We start from the raw sequence: 19,813 nt of genomic DNA, 5'->3' as shown, positions 1-19,813 counted from the left end.
TCCCGCACGTCACGAAAGCCGACCGGGTTTCGCCGGTCGGCTTTTTTTATGTCCGACAGTCCGATGGGGCTTTGCCCCATACCCCACAAAGGCGCACCGTCCCTTTGATCCCGGTTTGCGCTGAAGCCGAACCACTTTCGGCAAAACGTCACACGCTCCACCTGTGTCCACTATTGTTCGCGTGCGGCGGATCGCGCACAATCACTTTCATGAATGCGCCCAGCGGCTCTCGCCCGACCAATACGCTCTCCCTCGCCTCCGCACTTCCGGAGACGACCTCGCCCGCCAGAGCCGCTCTCCAGACTGCTCTGGCCCGCACGGCTCTCTCCATCGAGCCTCGTGAAGAACCAGCCCTTCTCCGGCGCATAGGCCGCGCCCTGACACCGGGCGCGCAGGAGGTGCCCGACGAACTCTTCATCAGCGCTCTCTGCGCCGTCAGACGCAAGCGCTGGGCCTCACGCCTCATGGACCAGACCCGCCGCGACGGGCGCATCTGGATTTCGCGCGAGGATATGGAGCAGGCGGCCAGCGCCGTCGAAAACCCCGACGCCACGGACGACGATCTCTTCGCGGCCCTCAAGCCCGTCATGGCGGCGCGTTTCCATGAGCTGGGCGACACACCCAGAGAGGCGCTTGCTGGTATGCAGGCGGACCTGCTCGACACCGGGCGCGTCCTCTCCGCAGGACAGACCGCACGGCTGGCCGACGCCATTGCCGACGCCTTCAACGTCTCCGACCGTGAGCGCTTTGTCGGACGCGCACAGGAAGCCGAGGAAGCCCGCGTCCGTCAGGAAGCCTCCATCGAGCAGACGGCCCGCGCCCGTCGTGAGAGCGAGGAGAAGCGCCTCGAAGACTGGGAAAGCAGTCTTGTCCGCTTTCAGGAAGTCCCCGCAATCCTGCGCTGCTCGCACCGTGAGGCCCTGCGCTGGATCGCTGAAAACCGCATCCCGGTTGCTCGCCGCATCCTCCAGAAGGACGGGCAGGAGTTGTGGGAGTTCGACCCCAACGAACTGATCGCCCTGCGCCCTGCCCTGCCTGAATGGCGGCGCATCAGCGAGGAGTTTTTCGACCGCAAGGAGAAGCGTGGCCGCGACCGTGACGGACGACGGGACGCGCCACTGCCGGAACCTCCCAAGGTCGGCAAGCATGTCGCCAATTCGGTCATCGCCCGCGTGGCGGCCCTCGACCGCTACGCCGCCCATTTCCGCACCGCTCGCGCCCTTGAACGCCGTATCACGCTGATTACAGGCCCGACCAACAGCGGCAAGTCCCACACGGCGCTCGACGCACTGGCGAAAGCCGAGAGCGGTCTTGCGCTGGCGCCTCTGCGTCTGCTGGCCCACGAGTTCCGCGAGGCGCTGGCGGCCCGCGGTGTGGAAGCGTCACTCTCTACCGGTGAGGAGCGGATGATCGTGGAAGGCAGCAAGCATCTCGCCGCAACCGTCGAGATGTGCCCGTTCTTCAATCCCGTCGATGTCGCCATCATCGACGAAGCGCAGATGCTCTTCGACCCCGATCGTGGCGCCGCCTGGACCGCCGCGATCATGGGCGCGCCCGCCCGCCACCTCTATATTCTCGGCGCGCCCGAATGTATTCCGATGGTCCGTCGCATCGCCGAACTCTGCGGCGACCCGATCGACGAAATCTCTCTCCAGCGCAAAAGCCCGCTGAAAGCCGCATCCTCCCCCGTCCGACTCAACGAACTCAGGGCCGGCGACGCCCTGATCGCCTTCTCCCGCCGTGAAGTGCTGGATCTGCGCGCCGCCCTGATGGAGCGCGGTCGCCGCGTCGCCGTCGTCTATGGCGCGCTCAGCCCGGAAGTCCGTCGCGCCGAGGCCCAGCGCTTCAACTCGGGCGCTGCCGACATCCTGATCGCCACCGACGCTATCGGCATGGGGCTCAACCTGTCCATCCGCCGCGTGGTGTTCGCGGCCCTCAGAAAATTCGATGGTCGCCAGACCCGCGATCTGACCATTCAGGAGGTCAAGCAGATCGGTGGTCGTGCGGGCCGTTACGGCAAGCACGAGGAAGGCATTGTCGCCGTGCTGGCTGACGCTGGCAGCCCGCGCTTCATCCGCGACCACCTCAACGCCGACCCGGTTCCGCCCGATGAACTCCGTCCGCTCGTGCAGCCCGACGCCGACATCGTCCGCGCCATCGCCACGGAAATCGGCTCCGACAGTCTCTACGGCGTGCTGGCCCGCATCCGCCGCGCCGTGCTTCGGCACGACGACCCCAACTACCGTCTGTCGGACATGGAGCAGCCTTTCGCCATTGCGTCCGCTCTGGAAGGTGTGGAAGGGCTCGATCTCACCCAGCGCTGGACCTACGCCATGTGTCCCGTCGATGACCGTGACAACGGCATCAGTCGTCTCGTTGGCTGGGCCGCCGAGCACGCCGCCGGAGCCCGTATCCCGCCGCCCGGCACAGGTCGTCTCCCACCGCCAGACCGCGCAGGCCGGGAAGAGCTTGAACGCGCCGAAAAGCGCCACAAGCGGCTTGTCGCGTGGCGCTGGCTGGCGCTGCGATTCCCGGAGACCTACCCGGATCTGGAATCAGCCGAGGACACCACCCGCAAACTCAACGAGTGGATCGAAAGCGTGCTGCGGCAGCAGAGCCGGACACGGAAGCAGAAAGAACGGCGGTAGAGGCTGGGGTCGAGAGAGTGTTGTGCCGGGGCGAGGGCGGGGCTTTGCCCCGAACCCCACCAAAGGCGGCGCCTTTGGAAACCGGTTGTTGAAGTATGTGTTCGTATAGAATATTTCTCCAATACACTTGTAATGACCTGCATCCATTAATTACAATTAATAATCATGCATAAAAAGAGTATGTTATGTCGCAACTTGTATTCGATGGCACAGAAGAAACTCTGGTTCTGATAGACAAAAATGGCAAATCTGTCGGTTCATGGCACGCCAACAACCGTACAGACAGCCATGCAACCTTACATTTTGTTCCCAATGGCAGCCTTCCTTTTCAGGACAGGACTGCGCCGCACCGTCACAGCGCGCCTAACGCGGACACGGTCAATGGTGAATACGGCTCTTTCGGTATCATTCGTATGATGCCTTTCGATGGTCATGCCGGTGTTGGTGTTCATGCCGGAAGAGCAAATACTCCTGACAAGTCCATCCTGCGAGGTATCGGCCCGGATCATGTTACCCAAGGATGTATAAGAACGACTGAAGACGCCATGAAAGCCATAACGGGCGTCATGGCCCAAGATCCGCTTCTGACCATAACAGTGAAAAACAATCGCAGGAAACACTGATATGTGGAAAGCAAATTTAGCATTTATTGTCGGCCTGTCCATCATGGCCTGTCCTGTTTCATCACAGGCGCAGATCATCACAGCAACAGATACGACGAGCGAAGCTTCGGTTCAGATTATAAATACACCTTATCTTTTACAGCCAGAAAACAGATATGGTGCGGTTTGGGTAGCACTCGACAAAAACACCTTAAAAAACGGACGGACTCCGTTACAAAAAGGCAGTTACGGCACAGTGGAAGCACAAGAAAAAGTCTGTTTTTCTTCCAATGAAACAAAAAAATCCAAGATTCTTGTCATATTCATTAACACAAAAAGCCAGCCTCTTACGATTACTTCTACCAACCTTTCTCCCGCAAAATCCTTGTCGGATGCGAGCGACAGAAACAAGACGCTGCTCGTTGCGTTGGACAACATGACCCTCACTGACACCATAACGTCGGGAGAGGAGGATAACTGGCGTAAAGGGAACCCTAAAAAAATATCCCTGCTATCCGGCAGCACTGCATGGATCGAACCAGGGATTCACACCCTGAAGAATGTTGGTCGAGAAAAATCCGAATTTATAACAATAGAGTGGTAGAAATTACTTCGTTTGAAACGAAAAATATTTTCTTATCAACACATCACCTGAAAAACGTCGAAGTAAGGTCTTCATCCTCAAATCAGGAACAAAGGGGCCGCGCCCCTTTGCGGGTCAAGGGCAGCGCCCTTGAATCCCCTCCAACACACCCAGCAATCACCCCACCTTCTTCTTCCGCCCACGCACAGCCTTCCTCGCCACAGGCGGCACAGCTTCACCCTCCTGCATCAGAAGCGGCGCGAGGAAGCGTCCCGTGTGGCTGGCCTTGCACTGGACGATCTCTTCCGGCGTGCCTTCAGCCACGACTTCACCGCCGCCGCTGCCGCCTTCGGGGCCGATGTCGATAATCCAGTCTGCGGTCTTGATGACTTCCAGATTGTGCTCGATCACCACGACCGTATTACCCTGATCGACCAGCGCATGGAGCACTTCCAGCAGCTTGCGGACGTCTTCCGTGTGCAAACCTGTGGTGGGCTCATCAAGAATATACATCGTGCGGCCTGTCGCACGCCGCGCCAGTTCCTTGGACAGCTTCACGCGCTGCGCTTCACCGCCGGAAAGGGTGGTGGCCTGCTGGCCAAGAGCGACGTAGCCAAGGCCAACTTTCTGAAGAATGGCGAGGCGATCGCGGATACGGGTCTGCGCCTCGAAATAGGGCAGCGCCTCGTCCACGCTCATCGCCAGCACATCGGCGATCGACTTGCCCTTGAACTTCACTTCCAATGTTTCACGATTATAGCGCGCGCCTTTACACGCATCGCAGGTGACGAACACGTCGGGCAGGAAGTGCATCTCGATCTTGATGACGCCGTCGCCCTGACAGGCTTCGCAACGACCGCCTTTCACATTGAAAGAGAAGCGTCCCGGCTTGTAGCCACGCGCCTTGCTTTCCGGAAGTTCCGCGAACCAGTCACGGATTGGCGTAAACAGGTCGGTGTAGGTCGCCGGGTTGGAGCGCGGCGTCCGACCGATGGGTGACTGGTTGATGTCAATGATCTTGTCGAGCAGTTCCAGCCCGTCCACACGCTCGCACGGAGCGGGCGTCTGCGACGAGCCCATCAGACGCCGGGAGAGGGTCTTGTAGAGTGTATCGATGACCAGCGTGGACTTGCCGCCACCCGACACGCCCGTGACACACGTGAAGGTGCCGAGCGGGAATTTGGCCGTCACGTCCTTGAGATTGTTGCCTGTGGCGCCACGGACCGTCACAAACCGCTTCGGATCGATCGGGCGGCGTTCTTTCGGCACTTCGATGCGTTTGCGTCCCGACAGATAGGCACCGGTCAGACTGTCCTTGCAGGCGGCGACTTCGGTCGGTGTGCCGCTGGCGATCACCGTGCCACCTTTCACGCCCGCGCCCGGTCCCATGTCGATCAGCCAGTCCGCACTGCGGATGGCGTCCTCGTCATGTTCGACAACGATCAGGGTGTTTCCAAGAGCTTTCAGACGTTGCAGCGTCGCCAGAAGCCGCTCGTTATCGCGCTGATGCAGCCCGATGGAAGGCTCATCCAGCACATACAGCACACCCGTCAAACCGGACCCGATCTGGCTGGCCAGACGGATACGCTGGCTTTCACCACCCGACAGGGTCGCCGAGCCACGGGAGAGCGTCAGATAATCCAGGCCCACATCGACAAGAAATTTCAGACGGTCATTGATTTCACGCAGGATACGACGGGCGATTTCCGCACGCTGTGGCGTCAGGGTCGGCAGGACGCTTTCGAACCAGTCATGAGCATCCTTGATCGCCAGATCGGATGCCTGTGCGATGTTGAATCCCGCAACCCTGACTGACAGCGCTTCAGGTTTCAGACGCGCGCCATGACAGACATGGCAGGGCTTGTCCGCCTGATAGCGGGAAAGTTCCTCTTTCTGCCAGATACTGTCCGTATTCCGCAGGCGACGCTGGAGGCTCGCCACGGCTCCCTCGAACGGTTTTGTCAGCGTATGGGACTTTCCACCGTCACGATAGACGAAGTGTACGTCATCATCCGTTCCATCGAGAATGACGGCACGCGCTTCTTCCGGCAGATCGCACCACGGCGTGTCCATGCTGACGCCCAGATGCTTGGCCAGACTCTGGAGCGTCTGCTCATAGAGCGGCGTCTTGTCATTCCGCCAGGGCGCGACAGCTCCCTGCGCCAGAGACAGACGCTCATCCGGTACGATCAGGCGCGGATCGAAGAAAGTCTCGGTGCCGATCCCGTCACAGGCCGGGCAGGCCCCCTGTGGCGCGTTGAACGAGAACAGGCGCGGCTCGATCTCTTCCAGCGTAAACCCACTGACAGGACAGGCGAACCGCGAGGAAAACACCGTGCGTTCCGCAGGCTCCGTGCTGTCCCGCTTCACTTCTTCCGCATAGACAAGACCATCCGACAGCGAGAGCGCCGTCTCAAAACTGTCAGCCAGTCGGCTTTCAATCCCGGACTTGACGACAATCCGGTCCACCACCGCTTCGACCGTGTGGCGCAGCTTGCGGTTCAGATTGGGAACATCTTCAATATCGTAGAGTTCGCCATCGACCTTCACGCGGGCAAAACCCTTCCGCTGAAGTTCGGCCAGTTCCTTGCGATACTCGCCTTTGCGGTCACGAATAACGGGAGCCAGCAGCATCAGGCGCATGCCCTCCGGCATGGCCATAACGCGATCCACCATCTGGCTGACCGTCTGCGCCTCGATCGGCAGACCCGTGGCGGGTGAATACGGCACACCCGCACGCGCCCAGAGCAGGCGCATGTAGTCATGGATCTCGGTGACCGTTCCGACCGTCGAACGCGGGTTCTTGGAGGTCGTCTTCTGCTCGATGGAAATGGCCGGTGACAGCCCTTCGATCGAGTCCATGTCCGGCTTGCCCATCAGTTCCAGAAACTGGCGGGCATAGGCGGAGAGGCTTTCGACGTAACGCCGCTGGCCTTCCGCGTAGATCGTGTCGAACGCCAGCGACGATTTGCCGGAGCCAGACAGGCCGGTGATGACCGTCATCTGATCACGCGGGATATCCACATCGACGGACTTGAGGTTATGGGCGCGAGCGCCCTTCACACGGATGGCGGGGCCTGAAACGGGTTTGGCTGTCATCGTCCGGTCGTATGTCCTTGTGTTCAGATCGAACAATATAGGACGCTTCTTGTGGATTTACAGGGGATAGCCCCTCCAAAAAGAACATATCGGGATCATTTCGGCCTGATGGCTTTATCGGCTCATACCGCCGGTATTGCCGTATCCGACATTACCCGTTCCAACATTTCCGGCGCCGATATTGCCTGCACCCACATTCCCCATACCGGTATTCCCCCAACCAACACCGCCCGGACTGACACCGCCCCCGCGTCCCGCCGACTGCGTGGTCTGCCCGCTATTCCAGGATGTCGTCCCGGCGCCACCAATATAACCGCCATAGCCACTACCCATTCCTGGTGAAATGATGACCTGCGTCGGCGGGGGAGGGTAGCCTTCATAATTGTCGCCGGGAGGCGCTGACTGGCTGCCTGTAGAGTAATCCCATTGCCCGCGCTTTTTGCCCGGACTGGTGGAGTAATCCTGAGCCATGACAGGTGACGCCATTATAATGAGACCTATCATGAGGCCTGAAAACGTCCGCATTACATCCGATCCTCTCTGTACACCTGAAGCACCACAGAGAAACCGATTATCCTTCACAGGAGGTTGATGCCGGGCATTTCATTTTTTCTGATCCGAGGAAGCAGTTACGTTCTGGAACTGCCGTCACACTCTCAAAATCTGCCTCGAATCCACTCTCCGTTTCATCGGGGAATGAATCCGGTCAAACACCATGGCACTGTGGCCCTTCAGCGTGATGAGAGAGTTCCTTTGCAGCGCAAACCAGTCAGTTTTTCACAATGTCTCTGCCTCGACACTGACCTACATTATGCCCCTTAGCCTATCTGGACCGACCGCATCGAGACCGCCACGCGGGTGCGGGGACGCATCGAGCGTATCCGCAACTATGCTCGCGCACAGGGCTGGCGGACCGGAGAAAACCCGGCCCGGTGGAGGGGGCATCTGTCGGCCATACTCGCTTCACCGTCCAAGGTGATGAAGAGCGGCCACTTCGCCATAATCGATTGGAAAGACATTGCGCACCTGTTTCGCTCCTCACGCAACAGTACAGCAGTCTCCATACTACTGCCCTATCGGCAAAAAATCTACCTGGTTGCTCACCTGATGATGGCAGCAGATATACCTTTTCAAGAAGCGTTTGTGGACGTCGCCTTCCTCAGCGTAACCCCAGCGTCCCCGCCATACGGAGACTCATAGAAAAAAACTTTAACTGATATGTTCCTTGCTCTCAGAGTTTTCCCATACTCTGGACTGCTCATTGCCCCAGCCTTTGCGGTGAGTTCGTTGCAACGAGGGCTCAACTTTGAAACGGAGCACAACTCGACCGGATAAGTCAGAAGGCCGCCAGCCTATAATCCTGCCAGCCTTCCATGAACACTCTCCTTGACGCTCATGCAGATGAATTTCAGCCCCTTGTGCATGTGAGGCAAACGCTTCTGTCATTACCCAGTGGCCACTTTCACATTCACCCGACCCAATTGACCATAGTTTGCGCTCCTGATCATTAGCTCGGGCCAACAGATGCAACCGTAGAAGTTTAGGCTCAGACATTTCTTCCTCGTTGATCAGTCTTTGCTTCGCTCCTATTCAGACAATGGAGCAGCGGTTTATTCGTCATATCGCCAGCTTGGCAGGTTTTCGTCGGCAGGCGGCACAATCCTGCCATCTCCTTTCTACACATAGTCCTATCTGACTCAGCTTGGTGCAACGTGTCGTCGAATACTGACTGATCGACAGCATAGAGTAGCCCCTTGAACCAAGACGGCTCCAACTGGAGTTCAAGCTGAATGGCTATGATGGTGCGGCGGCCCACGTCTGGGCAGCGCCATTCGCCGGAAGCTGTCCAGAATGACGCGCTCTCACGGAACTCTTCGTGCTTCATCAAATTTTCCGGGCGACCCGGCATGCAGATGAGTGATGCGTTTTCAGTACCACGCTCTGCTGGAGGTTGGTAGCGCGGCGTCGTAGTGCCACCTGCGCCAGCGGTGCAATGGTGTATGTAAGGGCCGTCCTTGCATGAGTGGCGACGGGCGGACAGAGGCGGCGCTGATTGGGGCTTATGCCTGCCGACTCAACAGATAAATACGTTGCCTGTGATACTGAAAAATAGTATCATTTATTCATGAAAGCCAAAGATCGCCGCACGCTGGAGCTTGTCTTCAAGCGTCCCGTCTCCGGCAATGTGCCATGGACTGACATCGAAGCCCTGTTCATTGCTCTTGGTGGGGAAGTGTCAGAACGGGAAGGCTCCCGCGTTGGCGTGTTCCTGTTTAGAGAGAGCCGGGCGTTCCATCGTCCGCACCCCAAACCGGACACTGACAAGGGAGCTGTTGCAGCGGTAAGCAAATGGCTTGAGCAGAATGAGGTGGCGCCATGAACAACATGATGGAGATAAGCGGCCATCGGGCCGTCATTCAGTTTGATCCTGAAATCGGCCTGTTTCGGGGCGAGTTCGTTGGCCTGAATGGCGGGGCTGACTTTTATGCCGACAGCGTGGAAGGTCTCCGGCAGGAAGGAAAAACGTCTCTGCGTGTCTTTCTGGAGATGTGTACGGAAAAAGGTATCGAGCCTGTGAAGCACTATTCCGGCAAGTTTCAGGTGCGTCTGCCGCCTGAAGCGCATGCTCGGGCCGTCGAGATGGCAGCCGCCCGCGGCGTCAGCCTGAATCGGCTTGTTCAGGATGCGCTGGAGCACGTGGCAGGCTGAAACGTCTCTCCAAGCCTCAGAGCAGCGCTCTGAACCTACAACATTTTGATTTTACTGATGAAACACAAGGCGGCTGGTGGAGCTGAGGGGGATCGAACCCCTGACCTCCTCATTGCGAACGAGGCGCTCTCCCATCTGAGCTACAGCCCCGCCTTGGCCTGAGACTAGATAGCCCGCGACCTTAACTGTCAAGCCATATCGTTCATCGGAAGTGAACCATATTGTGCTCTATTCCACGAGTCCTGTAGTCTGTTTTGTCGTGCGCGAAGTGCGCCTGATGTTTTTGCGAGAGGATACAGTTTCCCGTGTATGATCTGTGGCGCCTGCTTCTGACGGTGGTAAAGCTCTATGAAGCGGTCATCATCATCTATTGTGTTTTCAGCATGCTGTATTCTTTCGGCGTGCTTGATTCACGAAACCGGACCGTCTGGCAGGCAAGCCGCGTTCTTGGTGGTCTGGTAGAGCCGGTCCTCACACCTCTGCGAAACATTCTTCCATCCTTTGGAAATGTGGATCTGTCACCGCTGGTCGTACTTCTGGTGCTGCAATATCTCGTGGAGCCCTTCGTGGCGCGCCAGATGATAAGCTGCCTTACGGGGTAGCCACGGTATCAAATCAGGCTGTCAGTATGCCTGCACCCCGCCAGATCCTGTCTGGCGGGGTTTTCTGTCTTCAGAATTCACGAAAGCCGGTCATTACTGCCGATCACAGCTTTCCGTCAGCCTGTTGAAATACAGGCCGGGCGAGCATGTGACGACATTGTCGGGCACCTGTGTCGCGACTGGTGGCGGAGGGGCCTGCTGATACCCGCCATAATAGACATTTCCGTATGGTTGGGCATAGCCTTGGGAATAATCGCCGTAAGGCTGAGCATACTCTCCGGATTGCTGGTAATAGTCACCATAATATCCGGTCTCTGTGCTGGCGGCCCCGACGGACATCCCTAACAGGGTTCCGAAAGCAAACGGCGCACCCCAACCCCAGCCCCAACCCCAGCCGCCGTAACCGCCCCAATAAGGGTAGCCCGCCCAGCCGTAATAGGCGGGGTATCCTCCCCAGCCCCAACCCCAGCCGGGTCCACCCCAACCGCCGCCCCAGCCACCATGCCAGCCGCCACGCCAGCCACCGCCCCAGCCGGGACCGCGTCCGCCACCCCAGCCGTCATGCCAACCACCATGCCAGCCACCGCCCCAGCCGGGACCACGTCCACCAAACCCACCACCACCACCACGAAAACCACCAGGGCCACCGCCGTGGAATCCGCCTCCACCAAAGCCACCGCCGCCGGGGCCACCATGAAAGCCACCACCTCCACCCGGGCCGCCGCCACTATGGAATCCTCCACCACCGCCTCCACCCGGATGAGCGAAGGCAGGCGTAAGAACCGAAAAGGACACGACAGCAACAGCAGCCCTCTGCAGCAACTTGAATCGGTTGGTGTTCACGGCGCTTCTCCAGAAATTTCGATCAGATCTTTCTCCGTGCCAGAATCACGGAAGCAAAAGACGATATGAGGATCATCAGAACTTGATGCCACTGAAGATGTCATATGGATGAAAACAGAACGTAAGCAGAATCCGTCACCGTTTTATGACTGAATAACGGCCTTCTCCGGGTAGCGTGTGCCCTTTTGTAACACTCCCGGCTCCTTCGCGCCTGTCCGGCCATCCGGGCAGCCCGATAAAAACATCCTCGCGCCGGAAGGGACGTCGGCTCCCGATACCGATCTTCGTCAATGCCCGGCTGCCGCAGGAAACGCCGTCGGGATTTCCCCGAAACTGTTGTTGCTGCGATCAATGTCCGGAATGACCCTGTCGGGATCGAGAATGGCGGTCCGGACAGGCTGGGCGCCTGCGACCTGCACATTCAGTTCGCTGCGCTGCATCCACGTTTCCGTGGGAATGCGGATGCGGGCTGAACTTCCGTCCATCCAGGTCACCTGCAGCACCACCGGCAACGGCAGGCGTCCCCTGTTGATGACCGGAATGATGGCGCCGTTTTTGGGGTCATTTCCCACATAGGACACCGACCCGACCGCATAATCCGCGGCCCAGTTATTGAAATACCAGCCACGCCAGAACCACGAGAGATCCTCGCCTGCCTCACTGTTCATGAACCGGAAAAAATCTGACGGCGTGGGGTGATGGAAAGACCATTCCTTGATGTAGGCGCGCAACGCCCGATCGAAGCGGTCCGGTCCGAGAATCTGCTCCCTCAGCAACGTCAGCCCGTAAGCTGACTTGAAATAGGTCAGATCATGCCGATAGGTCTCTGAAACGGTATCTGAAGGCGCCATCAGAACTGGGGCGGCCCCGTCCTTGAGCAACGACACAATGTCGATGGCAGGTCTGCCGGTTTGCGGCGCATATTCCGCGTCCCGTTTCGGCGCGAATTCTCCGCCGTTGAAATGGACGGACGCCAGCGTATCGATGAAGGTGTCAAACCCTTCATCCATGAAGGCATGTCGTCGCTCGTTCGAGCCGACCATCATGGGGAACCACTGATGGCCAAGTTCATGGGTCGTCATGGCGAAAAGGTCGGGATCCCGCTTTTTCGCGTCCTCAAAGGCGATGCCGGGATATTCCATGCTCGCGCCATGCCCTGCGGCATTGATGGCGTTAGGCCAGGGATAGGGTGACCATTGCGACGAAAAATACTCGATCGCATGTTTCACATAGGCCGTGGACCGGTCCCACCCATGCGCGCCAATGCCTTCGACAGGATAGAAGGACATGGCCAGGCGCGGCGCAGGCTGTCTGTCCTTGTCGTTTCCCGCCGAGAGAGGCGGCAGATCCAGCTTGGCGGCGTCCCACAGGAACGCGGCGGAGGCCATGAACGCCACGTCGCGGCTATTGGCCATCCGGAAATGCCATGTTCTGGTCGCGGGTTCCGGCGGTTCCGCTTTTTTGTCCGGCTCGGCTCCCTTTTTCACGGGAGCCGCTTCCGGCTGGGGTTGAGGTAGTGGCGGAGGCGCGCCTTCGACCTCCGCCTGCGTGCGGATCATGACCCGCTGTTCGCTCTTCGCCGCCTGCGCCAGACGGTCACGCTGCTCCTGCGTCAGGACTTCAGCCGGATTCACAAGAGCGCCCGAACCCGCGACGACAAAGTGCGACGGCACGGTGACGCTGTAGTCGAAATCCCCGTATTCCAGATAAAATTCCTGGCCGAGATAGGGCGCGGTATCCCATCCCCGAATGTCATCGTAGACGGCTATACGAGGATAGAACTGCGCTATCTCGTAGATATCGCCGTTTTTGCTGGGAGAGACGGCGGTGCGCCCTCCCCACTCGCCCGGCACGGTATAGTGCCAGACAATGCGGATTTTCCGCTTCTCGCCCTTCTGCATCGGATCAGCCAGAGCAAGCTGCATCCGGGTATCAGAAATGACCGGAACCAGCGGTGTGCTGCGACCGTCATCCTCAATGGACACACTCTCGATGGAGATACCGTCGGTATGGTGTTCATGGCGCTCCGGGTTGGCGAAATCCGCTCTGGAGCCTTCCCGATAGATGTTCTGGTCGAGCTGCACCCACAGCACGTCCAGATCATCCGGGCTGTTGTTGGTGTAGGTGATGATCTCGCTGCCGGAAAGCATCCGGTTGGTCGGGTCGATCGTCACCCTGATGTCGTAGTCAGCCCTGTTCTGCCAGGCCTGTGGTCCCCGGCGGCCGCTGCCGGAACGATAGACATTCGGCGCATCGGGATAGGCCAGAGGCGCGAAGATTCTGGCCGCCTCCTGCACAGATGTCGCCCCCGCATCCGCCGCGTGGAGAGACGTCAGAGGGCAGGGCAACGCAAAGGCGGTCAGCAGCAGCGCGCCACGCAGACCCGGCCTTTTCAGGCCAGTCATGCCGCGTTTCAGACCCTCCCGCCCGATCCGGGAAACGAAATGGGGGGAAGGCTGTTTCTTCAGCATGCGCTGTCTCCTGACATCAGGCGGATTACCGTGCTACCCCATCAGATAGCATCGTCAAGGTGAACACGGTATTGTCCGCGATTGTCATCCTAACGTGAAAAGCACACCATGCAGGCTATGATCCGACGCTTTCTGCCGGCTCTACTGAGCCTTCCGTTTGTCACCGTGGCGTTTGCCGCCTCTCCGGACAGCCCCGATCAGGCGGCTGTCTCAAGCCGATTTGAAGCTATCCGCTCCAATCCGCAGGAGCTTCCTCTCTTCATGCGCGCCTTCCCGAAAGGGGCGGATCTGCATAACCATCTGGTCGGCGCCATTTACGCGGAACATCTGCTGGAGTGGGCCAGACAGGATCAGCTTTGCGTGAACCCGGAGACGGGCGCGATCGGTCCGACCCGCTGCGCCTTTGGATTCCACTCTTCCAAGGACGCAATCCCGGCCGGCCGGATCATGCAGGACCAGACCCTCTATACGCAGGCCATCGACGCACTCTCAATGCGGAATTTTATCCCGTCGCCGCACGATCGGTCCGGTCATGACCATTTTTTTGCGACATTCGACAAGTTCCTGCCCGCCACAACCGGTCATGACGCTGACATGCTGGTGGACGCCCTCTCTCAGGCGGCGCGGGATCATATCACCTATGTCGAACTGATGGTGTCGCCGCAACTGAGCGCCGTAGCCAGACTGGGTTCTTCTGAAAAGATCAGCCGTGAGAGCGACATCGCACAGGCGGAAATTCGCATCGTGCCCCATCTCAACCATTTTGTAAGACTGGCGCGGGAAGAGACGGACTCCATGGAACGCAAGGCTCGTACGACCATGAAATGCGGGACTGGCGAGGCGCTGCCCGGTTGCCATGTCGCAGTCAGGTATCTGTATCAGACGATCAGAACGATGCCCCCCGGCATGGTGCTGGCCCAGATCGCTTTCGGCTACACGCTGGCCACCGCCGATACCCGCTTTGTCGGCATCAATATCGTCGGACCGGAGGACAATCCGATCGCCATGCAGGATTACACGCTGCATATGCAGATGTTCCACACACTTTCGGAACGCTGGCCGAAGGTGAAACTCTCCCTGCATGCGGGTGAACTGTCCAAGGGGCTGGTCGAGCCGAGTGGTCTGGACGACCATATCCGTCAGGCTGTCGAAATTGCCGGAGCCTCGCGCATCGGCCATGGCGTGGACATCATGCAGGAGCGCGATCCCTACGGCCTGCTCGCGGAAATGGCGCAGAGGAATATCCTCGTCGAGATCAACCTGAGCAGCAATGAACAGATCCTCGACGTCAAGGACAATGCGCATCCGTTCACAACCTATCGCGAGCACGGCGTGCCGGTCGCCCTGTCCACGGATGACGAGGGGGTGTCCCGCATCAGCCTGACAGACGAATATCTCCGGGCTGCGAAAACCTATGCCCTGTCCTATACCGATCTGAAGGATCTGTCCCGCATGGGGCTGGAGCACGGGTTTGTGTCAGGGAAAAGCCTGTGGGATGCTACAAAGCCTTTTCACCGTGCGCCCGCCTGTGCGGGTATCGATGCCGGAGAGGTGGAGCCGGAGGGCTTGTGCCGGGAATTGCTCACGCACAGTCAGAAAGCCCGGCTGCAATGGGATCTCGAAAATCAGTTCAGCCTGTTTGAGCATCAGGTGGCGACCGGCCAGCCACTCAAGAACTGAACCGGTTTTTTCCTGAAGGATATCCTGATGCGCCAGCTTGCCTCTCTTGTCTGTCTCTCACTTGCCTTATGCGGTGTGCTGTCTCGGGCCCATGCCGCCAGCCTTGCGAAAATACCTGTGCGTGTCGTGGTTGTGACGACATTCGAACTCGGCAATGACACAGGAGACGTGCCCGGAGAATTCCAGCACTGGGTGGAGAAACTTCCGCTCAGCGAAGAACTGCCAGCGCGAGGCAGCTATCATGAAGTCCTGCGCTACAATCCGGAACTGCATGTTCTGGGCATTGTGACCGGAGAGGGGCCGTCCCACATGGCCTCGGCCATGACAGGACTGGTGCTCGATCCGCGCTTCGATCTGCGAAAAGCCTATTTCCTGCTGGCAGGAATTGGCGGGATCAATCCGAATTTCGGGTCTGTCGGGTCGGCAGTCTGGGCACCCCGCGTCATCAATGGCGGCCTGGCCCATATGATTGACGCCCGTGAAATTCCCTCTGACTGGCAGGATGGTTTTGTGCCTGTGCAGGGCGCCAGCCCTACACCGCGTCCGGTTCCCGCGTTGCACTCCCAATGGGGCGACATGGCCTATACGCTCAACGCTCACCTTGTGAACTGGGCCTATACGCTGACGCACGCCATCGTCCTTCCTGATGCCCCCTCACTTCAGGCCAGCCGGGCTCGCTACAGGGACTATCCCGCCGCACAGAAGCCGCCGCAGGTCATGGTAGGTGATACGCTTTCTTCCGAAACTTTCTGGGTCGGCGCGAAGATGAACGCCTGGGCGGAACGCTGGGTTAAATACTGGACAGGCAATCAGGGCCAGTTCGCAACAACGGCGGAAGAAGACATCGGCCTGATGCAGGCGCTTTCCGCTCAGGCAAAAGCCGGACGGGTGGATATCAATCGCGTGCTGATCCTGCGTGCGGCAAGCAACTACGACATGCCTCCGACAGGCGAGAGCGCGGCAGCCCTTCTGAAAGAAGAGGCTGATGAAACCGGTTTTTCAGGGTTCATTCCTTCTCTGGATGCGTCCTGGCTTGTCGGCAGCATGGTTGTGCGGGAACTGGCGCTTCACTGGTCCAGTTATGAAAACACCACGGCAGGTGGAGACTGACGTATTTCCAAGGCGCTTCATAATAAAATTCCCCAGATTTTTATTTCATGATTGTAATTTAATTAAAAATATAAATTACAATCATGAAATAAATCTCCAATATTCAGAAATTTATACCATAAAATTACATAATATCACCAAACTCTTAACACGACCTTTGAAATACCATAATATAAAAGCAGGTCCTGTTGTCAGGCGTATGTCACCTCGGGGGGCAACAACAGATATCCATACTGGGAAGCATCCGGGTATTCTGGTCAGCGGCCTGATGGACGATCAACGGCCTGCAGGAGAGGGAATGGCCACAGTAACTTGGGCTGGCGCAGCAAGCAGCGACTGGACCGTTTCGGACAACTGACAGGATAGTAGCCGGGATGACATAGCCCTGACGACGAAGGAACTGGCCGGGAATTCAGCCAATGCCACCATCGTTCTGAAGGATTCTGATCTGACCATTCAGTCTGGAAATACACTGAATGGAACGCTTGTCTTCAACGATGACGGCAGCATCAAGCGGTTCAGCCCTCTATGTCGTCTATTATGACAGTAGCAATACATCCAGCGACGCCATCAGGAATTGCCGGCAACCTGATACGGTCGACAGTTTTTATCGTCAGAAAACGCCCTGATCTCCTCTGGATCAGGGCGCTTTTGATTCTGCCGCCCGCTCGATAAACCACGGCGTCATCCGGCGGATGGCCTCTCTGACGCGATCCGTCGATGCGGCGAAACTGAACCGGATGAAATGCTTTCCATCCACCGGATCGAAATCAATGCCTGGGGCCGTCGCCACACCGGTCTCCTCCAGCAGTCGGGTGCAGAACGCGAGGCTGTCATCCGTCAGATGACCAATATCGGCATAGATGTAGAAAGCGCCATCGGGTGGGGCGATATGCCGCAGTCCCCAGACTGGCAAAGCTTCCAGCAACAGATCCCGATTGTGCCGATAGGTTTCCAGATGACCGTCAAGTTCATCACGACACTCGAACGCCACCAGCGCCGCATGCTGGCTCAGTGAGGACGGCGTGAGAAACAGATTGCCCATCCGCGCCTTCACGGCGTCAACCCTGTCTTCAGGCGTGACAAGCCAGCCGAGCCTCCACGGGGCCATGCTGAAATATTTCGAGAAGCTGTTCACCACCAACGCATCATCATCATATTCGAGAACGCTGTGGGTGGGCTCTCCAAAGCTCAGACCGTGATAGATTTCATCGGAAATAATGCGAATGCCGCGTGTCCGGCAGACTTCCACGATCGCGGACAATTCCTCTGCGGATAGAATGGTGCCGGTCGGATTGGCGGGACTTGCTACGATCAGCCCATCCGGCGCCGGAGACAGGGCGGCGACTGCCTCTGCCGTCAACTGGAAACGTACGGACTCACCGCAGGCAATCTCGACGGGCTGCATGTGGAGCGCACGAAGCGTATTGCGGTAGGCCACATAACCCGGCCTCGCCAGCGCCACCCGCATACCCGGCACGAAGCAGCTTGTCAGGGCCAGCACGAGCGCAACCGATGCTCCCGCAGTCAATGTGATCTGGCCGGGCGTCACCGCCACGCCGTAGCTTTCTGCGTAATGCCGGGCGATCCGCTCCTTGAGCGGGTCACTCTCCCAATAGCCCATCGGATCGGTGTCCAGCACATGATGCGCCCGGGCCACCGCCGCTTTCGGAGCGCTGGTCGAGGGCTGTCCGAATTCCATGTGAATGATGCTTCGGCCTTCCGCCGCAAGACGATGCGCCAGCGTGCTGAGCGTGACAGTGTGGAAAGGATCAATCTCGGGAACAGTCATCAACACGCTCCGGAAGGTTGCAGGAAGATGTTAACTCTGCCCGAAACACCCAGCCCCGGCCATGCCTTGCATGAATTGATTACTGTTTCCTGATGCAATCCTGTATAGCATTGTGCATATTATGAGGGCGAACCCGCTCACGCCAAGCAGATCAGAGATCAATCGTGCCGAACGCAGACAGCACCCGCCGCAGCCTTCCGGATGTTTTCGCGACCATCCATGTCCCCGGCCCCGACGCTTCCACACTGAGACGATTTCTGGCCTTTATCGGACCCGGATACCTCATTTCAGTCGGCTACATGGACCCCGGCAACTGGGCGACAGACCTGCAGGGCGGAGCGCAGTTCGGCTATGCGCTGCTCAGTGTCGTCCTGCTGTCCAACCTGATGGCGGTCCTGCTTCAGGCGCTCTCAGCCCGTCTGGGCATCGCAACGGGAATGGATCTCGCGCAGGCCTGTCGGGAGCGTTTTTCGCCCGGGGTCAATCTGCTGCTGTGGCTGGCCTGCGAACTGGCCATCATCGCCTGCGATCTGGCCGAGGTGATCGGCACGGCCATCGCCCTGCAACTCCTGTTCGGCTTTTCCCTGCTGACCGGCTCGCTGCTTTCGGCGCTGGACGCGTTCATCGTGCTGCTGCTGATGGGACGAGGCTTCCGTTATCTCGAAGCCTTCATCATCGGGTTGCTATGCATCATCGCCGCCTGTTTTGCCGCGCAACTGGTCATGGCCCACCCTCCGGCGGGCGGTATCCTGCACGGGTTCATCCCCACGACCAGCATCCTGACCAACCACACGATGCTCTACATCGCCATCGGTATCGTCGGCGCGACGGTCATGCCGCACAACCTCTACCTGCACTCCTCCATCGTGCAGACCCGCGCCTATGAACGCACACCTGACGGCAGGCGCGAGGCCATCCGCTTCGCCACGCTCGACAGCACCATCGCCCTGTCACTGGCGCTGTTCATCAACGCCGCCATCCTGATCGTGGCTGCGGCCGCCTTCCATTCAACGGGTCATAGCAACGTGGCGGAGATCGGCGTGGCCTACCATCTGCTCTCTCCCGTGCTCGGCGCGGCGCTGGCCTCGACCCTGTTCGCCGTGGCCCTGCTCGCGGCGGGAATGAACTCGACCATCACCGGCACGCTCGCCGGACAGATCGTGATGGAAGGCTTCCTGCACCTGCGTCTGCCCGACTGGGCGCGACGCCTGCTGACACGGGGTCTCGCCATCGTGCCGGTGGTGATCGCCTCCGTCTGGTTTGGCGACAAAAGCGTGGATAACCTGTTGCTGCTGAGTCAGGTCATCCTGTCCATGCAGCTTCCCTTCGCCGTGGTGCCTCTGGTCTGGTTCGTGACGCGGCGCGACATGATGGGACGGTTCACCATTTCCCGGCCTGTCGCGGGGCTGGCGTGGGGGGTGTCGGGCATCATCCTCGTGCTGAACTTCAAGCTGCTTTATGATACATTGATGGGATAGAATTTACAGATGACAGCCACAGAAAGACCTCTCTGGACACTCTGTTTTTCCTCTCTCCACGCTTAAATAATTTGAGAAACATCTTTCATTTAATGAATTTTCTGACCCCAGTGGACATGCCTTCAGGCAGAACAAGACCTCCAGCACAAACCATTAAACGCTTTCAGCCGTTTACACGCTTTGACATGATCCGAGC

Annotated in this window: 16 protein-coding genes and 1 tRNA gene; 10 read left to right on the top strand and 7 right to left on the bottom strand. The window is 58.6% G+C overall.

Annotated elements, in window-relative coordinates; genetic code table 11:
- The first annotated feature begins 209 nt into the window (after window positions 1-209).
- The 3 genes from A0U92_RS16525 (at window position 210) to A0U92_RS16515 (ending at window position 3,854) form a co-directional block, all read left to right on the top strand.
- Window positions 210-2,648 carry a helicase-related protein gene (locus A0U92_RS16525; RefSeq protein WP_236748196.1) on the top strand — a complete coding sequence of 813 codons (2,439 nt, stop codon included), beginning with the start codon at window positions 210-212 and terminating at the stop codon, window positions 2,646-2,648.
- 185 nt (window positions 2,649-2,833) lie between these two features.
- Window positions 2,834-3,271: a L,D-transpeptidase gene (locus tag A0U92_RS16520; RefSeq protein WP_077814066.1), complete on the top strand. Its 438-nt coding sequence runs from the start codon at window positions 2,834-2,836 to the stop codon at window positions 3,269-3,271.
- A 1-nt stretch (window position 3,272) separates the two neighbouring features.
- The gene (locus tag A0U92_RS16515; RefSeq protein ID WP_077814065.1) at window positions 3,273-3,854 is read left to right on the top strand and encodes a hypothetical protein; all 582 of its coding nucleotides are present in this window, start codon (window positions 3,273-3,275) and stop codon (window positions 3,852-3,854) included.
- 156 nt (window positions 3,855-4,010) lie between these two features.
- Here A0U92_RS16515 and uvrA read toward each other — a convergent pair whose 3' ends face one another.
- On the bottom strand, window positions 4,011-6,932 hold the full coding sequence (gene uvrA / locus A0U92_RS16510) for an excinuclease ABC subunit UvrA (protein WP_077814533.1): 2,922 nt from the start codon (window positions 6,930-6,932) through the stop codon (window positions 4,011-4,013).
- 114 nt (window positions 6,933-7,046) lie between these two features.
- Window positions 7,047-7,457 (bottom strand): pentapeptide repeat-containing protein, encoded by a 411-nt coding sequence (locus tag A0U92_RS16505; protein ID WP_077814064.1) that lies wholly within the window; start codon window positions 7,455-7,457, stop codon window positions 7,047-7,049.
- Window positions 7,458-7,757: 300 nt separating this feature from the next.
- Between A0U92_RS16505 and A0U92_RS18690 the strand changes: the two genes are divergently transcribed.
- Window positions 7,758-8,132 carry a phage integrase central domain-containing protein gene (locus A0U92_RS18690; protein ID WP_408736128.1) on the top strand — a complete coding sequence of 125 codons (375 nt, stop codon included), beginning with the start codon at window positions 7,758-7,760 and terminating at the stop codon, window positions 8,130-8,132.
- A gap of 346 nt (window positions 8,133-8,478) precedes the next feature.
- Here A0U92_RS18690 and A0U92_RS16495 read toward each other — a convergent pair whose 3' ends face one another.
- A complete protein-coding gene (locus tag A0U92_RS16495; protein ID WP_077814062.1) occupies window positions 8,479-8,817 on the bottom strand; it encodes a hypothetical protein in 339 nt (112 codons plus the stop codon).
- A 240-nt stretch (window positions 8,818-9,057) separates the two neighbouring features.
- Here A0U92_RS16495 and A0U92_RS16490 point away from each other — a divergent pair, with 240 nt between their 5' ends.
- Complete coding sequence (locus tag A0U92_RS16490; RefSeq protein ID WP_077814061.1) at window positions 9,058-9,312, top strand: type II toxin-antitoxin system HicA family toxin; 255 nt, start codon at window positions 9,058-9,060, stop codon at window positions 9,310-9,312.
- Complete coding sequence (locus A0U92_RS16485; protein WP_077814060.1) at window positions 9,309-9,641, top strand: type II toxin-antitoxin system HicB family antitoxin; 333 nt, start codon at window positions 9,309-9,311, stop codon at window positions 9,639-9,641. The genes A0U92_RS16490 and A0U92_RS16485 overlap by 4 nt, the downstream gene beginning before the upstream one ends.
- Before the next feature lie 74 nt (window positions 9,642-9,715).
- Here A0U92_RS16485 and A0U92_RS16480 read toward each other — a convergent pair.
- A tRNA-Ala gene (locus tag A0U92_RS16480) sits at window positions 9,716-9,791 on the bottom strand.
- Between the two features lie 155 nt (window positions 9,792-9,946).
- On the opposite strand from A0U92_RS16480, the gene A0U92_RS16475 reads away from it, so the two are divergent.
- Complete coding sequence (locus A0U92_RS16475) at window positions 9,947-10,243, top strand: YggT family protein (protein ID WP_077814059.1); 297 nt, start codon at window positions 9,947-9,949, stop codon at window positions 10,241-10,243.
- 93 nt (window positions 10,244-10,336) lie between these two features.
- On the opposite strand, the gene A0U92_RS18060 is transcribed toward A0U92_RS16475, so the two are convergent.
- Entirely contained in the window at window positions 10,337-11,086 is a 750-nt protein-coding gene (locus tag A0U92_RS18060; RefSeq protein WP_077814058.1) for a hypothetical protein, read from the bottom strand.
- A gap of 287 nt (window positions 11,087-11,373) precedes the next feature.
- Complete coding sequence (locus A0U92_RS16465) at window positions 11,374-13,557, bottom strand: M1 family metallopeptidase (RefSeq protein WP_077814057.1); 2,184 nt, start codon at window positions 13,555-13,557, stop codon at window positions 11,374-11,376.
- 108 nt (window positions 13,558-13,665) lie between these two features.
- On the opposite strand from A0U92_RS16465, the gene A0U92_RS16460 reads away from it, so the two are divergent.
- Together A0U92_RS16460 and A0U92_RS16455 are read left to right on the top strand one after the other, a co-directional pair.
- Window positions 13,666-15,237 (top strand): adenosine deaminase family protein, encoded by a 1,572-nt coding sequence (locus tag A0U92_RS16460; protein ID WP_077814056.1) that lies wholly within the window; start codon window positions 13,666-13,668, stop codon window positions 15,235-15,237.
- Between the two features lie 27 nt (window positions 15,238-15,264).
- Window positions 15,265-16,347, top strand: a complete 1,083-nt coding sequence (locus tag A0U92_RS16455) for a purine nucleoside permease (RefSeq protein ID WP_187668804.1) — start codon at window positions 15,265-15,267, stop codon at window positions 16,345-16,347.
- A gap of 640 nt (window positions 16,348-16,987) precedes the next feature.
- On the opposite strand, the gene A0U92_RS16445 is transcribed toward A0U92_RS16455, so the two are convergent.
- Window positions 16,988-18,139: a pyridoxal phosphate-dependent aminotransferase gene (locus A0U92_RS16445; protein ID WP_077814054.1), complete on the bottom strand. Its 1,152-nt coding sequence runs from the start codon at window positions 18,137-18,139 to the stop codon at window positions 16,988-16,990.
- A 164-nt stretch (window positions 18,140-18,303) separates the two neighbouring features.
- Here A0U92_RS16445 and A0U92_RS16440 point away from each other — a divergent pair, with 164 nt between their 5' ends.
- Complete coding sequence (locus A0U92_RS16440; RefSeq protein ID WP_077814053.1) at window positions 18,304-19,617, top strand: Nramp family divalent metal transporter; 1,314 nt, start codon at window positions 18,304-18,306, stop codon at window positions 19,615-19,617.
- Window positions 19,618-19,813: the final 196 nt, after the last annotated feature.

The sequence above is a fragment of the Acetobacter aceti genome (assembly GCF_002005445.1).
GTDB classification, from domain to species: Bacteria; Pseudomonadota; Alphaproteobacteria; order Acetobacterales; family Acetobacteraceae; genus Acetobacter; species Acetobacter aceti_B.
The sequence above is the reverse complement of the archived record's forward strand: the minus strand, read 5'-3'. Positions and strand labels throughout refer to the sequence as shown.

What these genes read in the sequence shown, in the direction of transcription:
- A0U92_RS16525 (WP_236748196.1), top strand. Translation starts at nt 210, where the DNA reads ATGAATGCGCCCAGCGGCTCTCGCCCGACCAATACGCTCTCCCTCGCC.
- A0U92_RS16520 (WP_077814066.1), top strand. Translation starts at nt 2,834, where the DNA reads ATGTCGCAACTTGTATTCGATGGCACAGAAGAAACTCTGGTTCTGATA.
- A0U92_RS16515 (WP_077814065.1), top strand. Translation starts at nt 3,273, where the DNA reads ATGTGGAAAGCAAATTTAGCATTTATTGTCGGCCTGTCCATCATGGCC.
- uvrA (WP_077814533.1), bottom strand. Translation starts at nt 6,932, where the DNA reads ATGACAGCCAAACCCGTTTCAGGCCCCGCCATCCGTGTGAAGGGCGCT.
- A0U92_RS16505 (WP_077814064.1), bottom strand. Translation starts at nt 7,457, where the DNA reads ATGCGGACGTTTTCAGGCCTCATGATAGGTCTCATTATAATGGCGTCA.
- A0U92_RS16495 (WP_077814062.1), bottom strand. Translation starts at nt 8,817, where the DNA reads ATGAAGCACGAAGAGTTCCGTGAGAGCGCGTCATTCTGGACAGCTTCC.
- A0U92_RS16490 (WP_077814061.1), top strand. Translation starts at nt 9,058, where the DNA reads ATGAAAGCCAAAGATCGCCGCACGCTGGAGCTTGTCTTCAAGCGTCCC.
- A0U92_RS16485 (WP_077814060.1), top strand. Translation starts at nt 9,309, where the DNA reads ATGAACAACATGATGGAGATAAGCGGCCATCGGGCCGTCATTCAGTTT.
- A0U92_RS16465 (WP_077814057.1), bottom strand. Translation starts at nt 13,557, where the DNA reads ATGCTGAAGAAACAGCCTTCCCCCCATTTCGTTTCCCGGATCGGGCGG.
- A0U92_RS16460 (WP_077814056.1), top strand. Translation starts at nt 13,666, where the DNA reads ATGCAGGCTATGATCCGACGCTTTCTGCCGGCTCTACTGAGCCTTCCG.
- A0U92_RS16455 (WP_187668804.1), top strand. Translation starts at nt 15,265, where the DNA reads ATGCGCCAGCTTGCCTCTCTTGTCTGTCTCTCACTTGCCTTATGCGGT.
- A0U92_RS16445 (WP_077814054.1), bottom strand. Translation starts at nt 18,139, where the DNA reads ATGACTGTTCCCGAGATTGATCCTTTCCACACTGTCACGCTCAGCACG.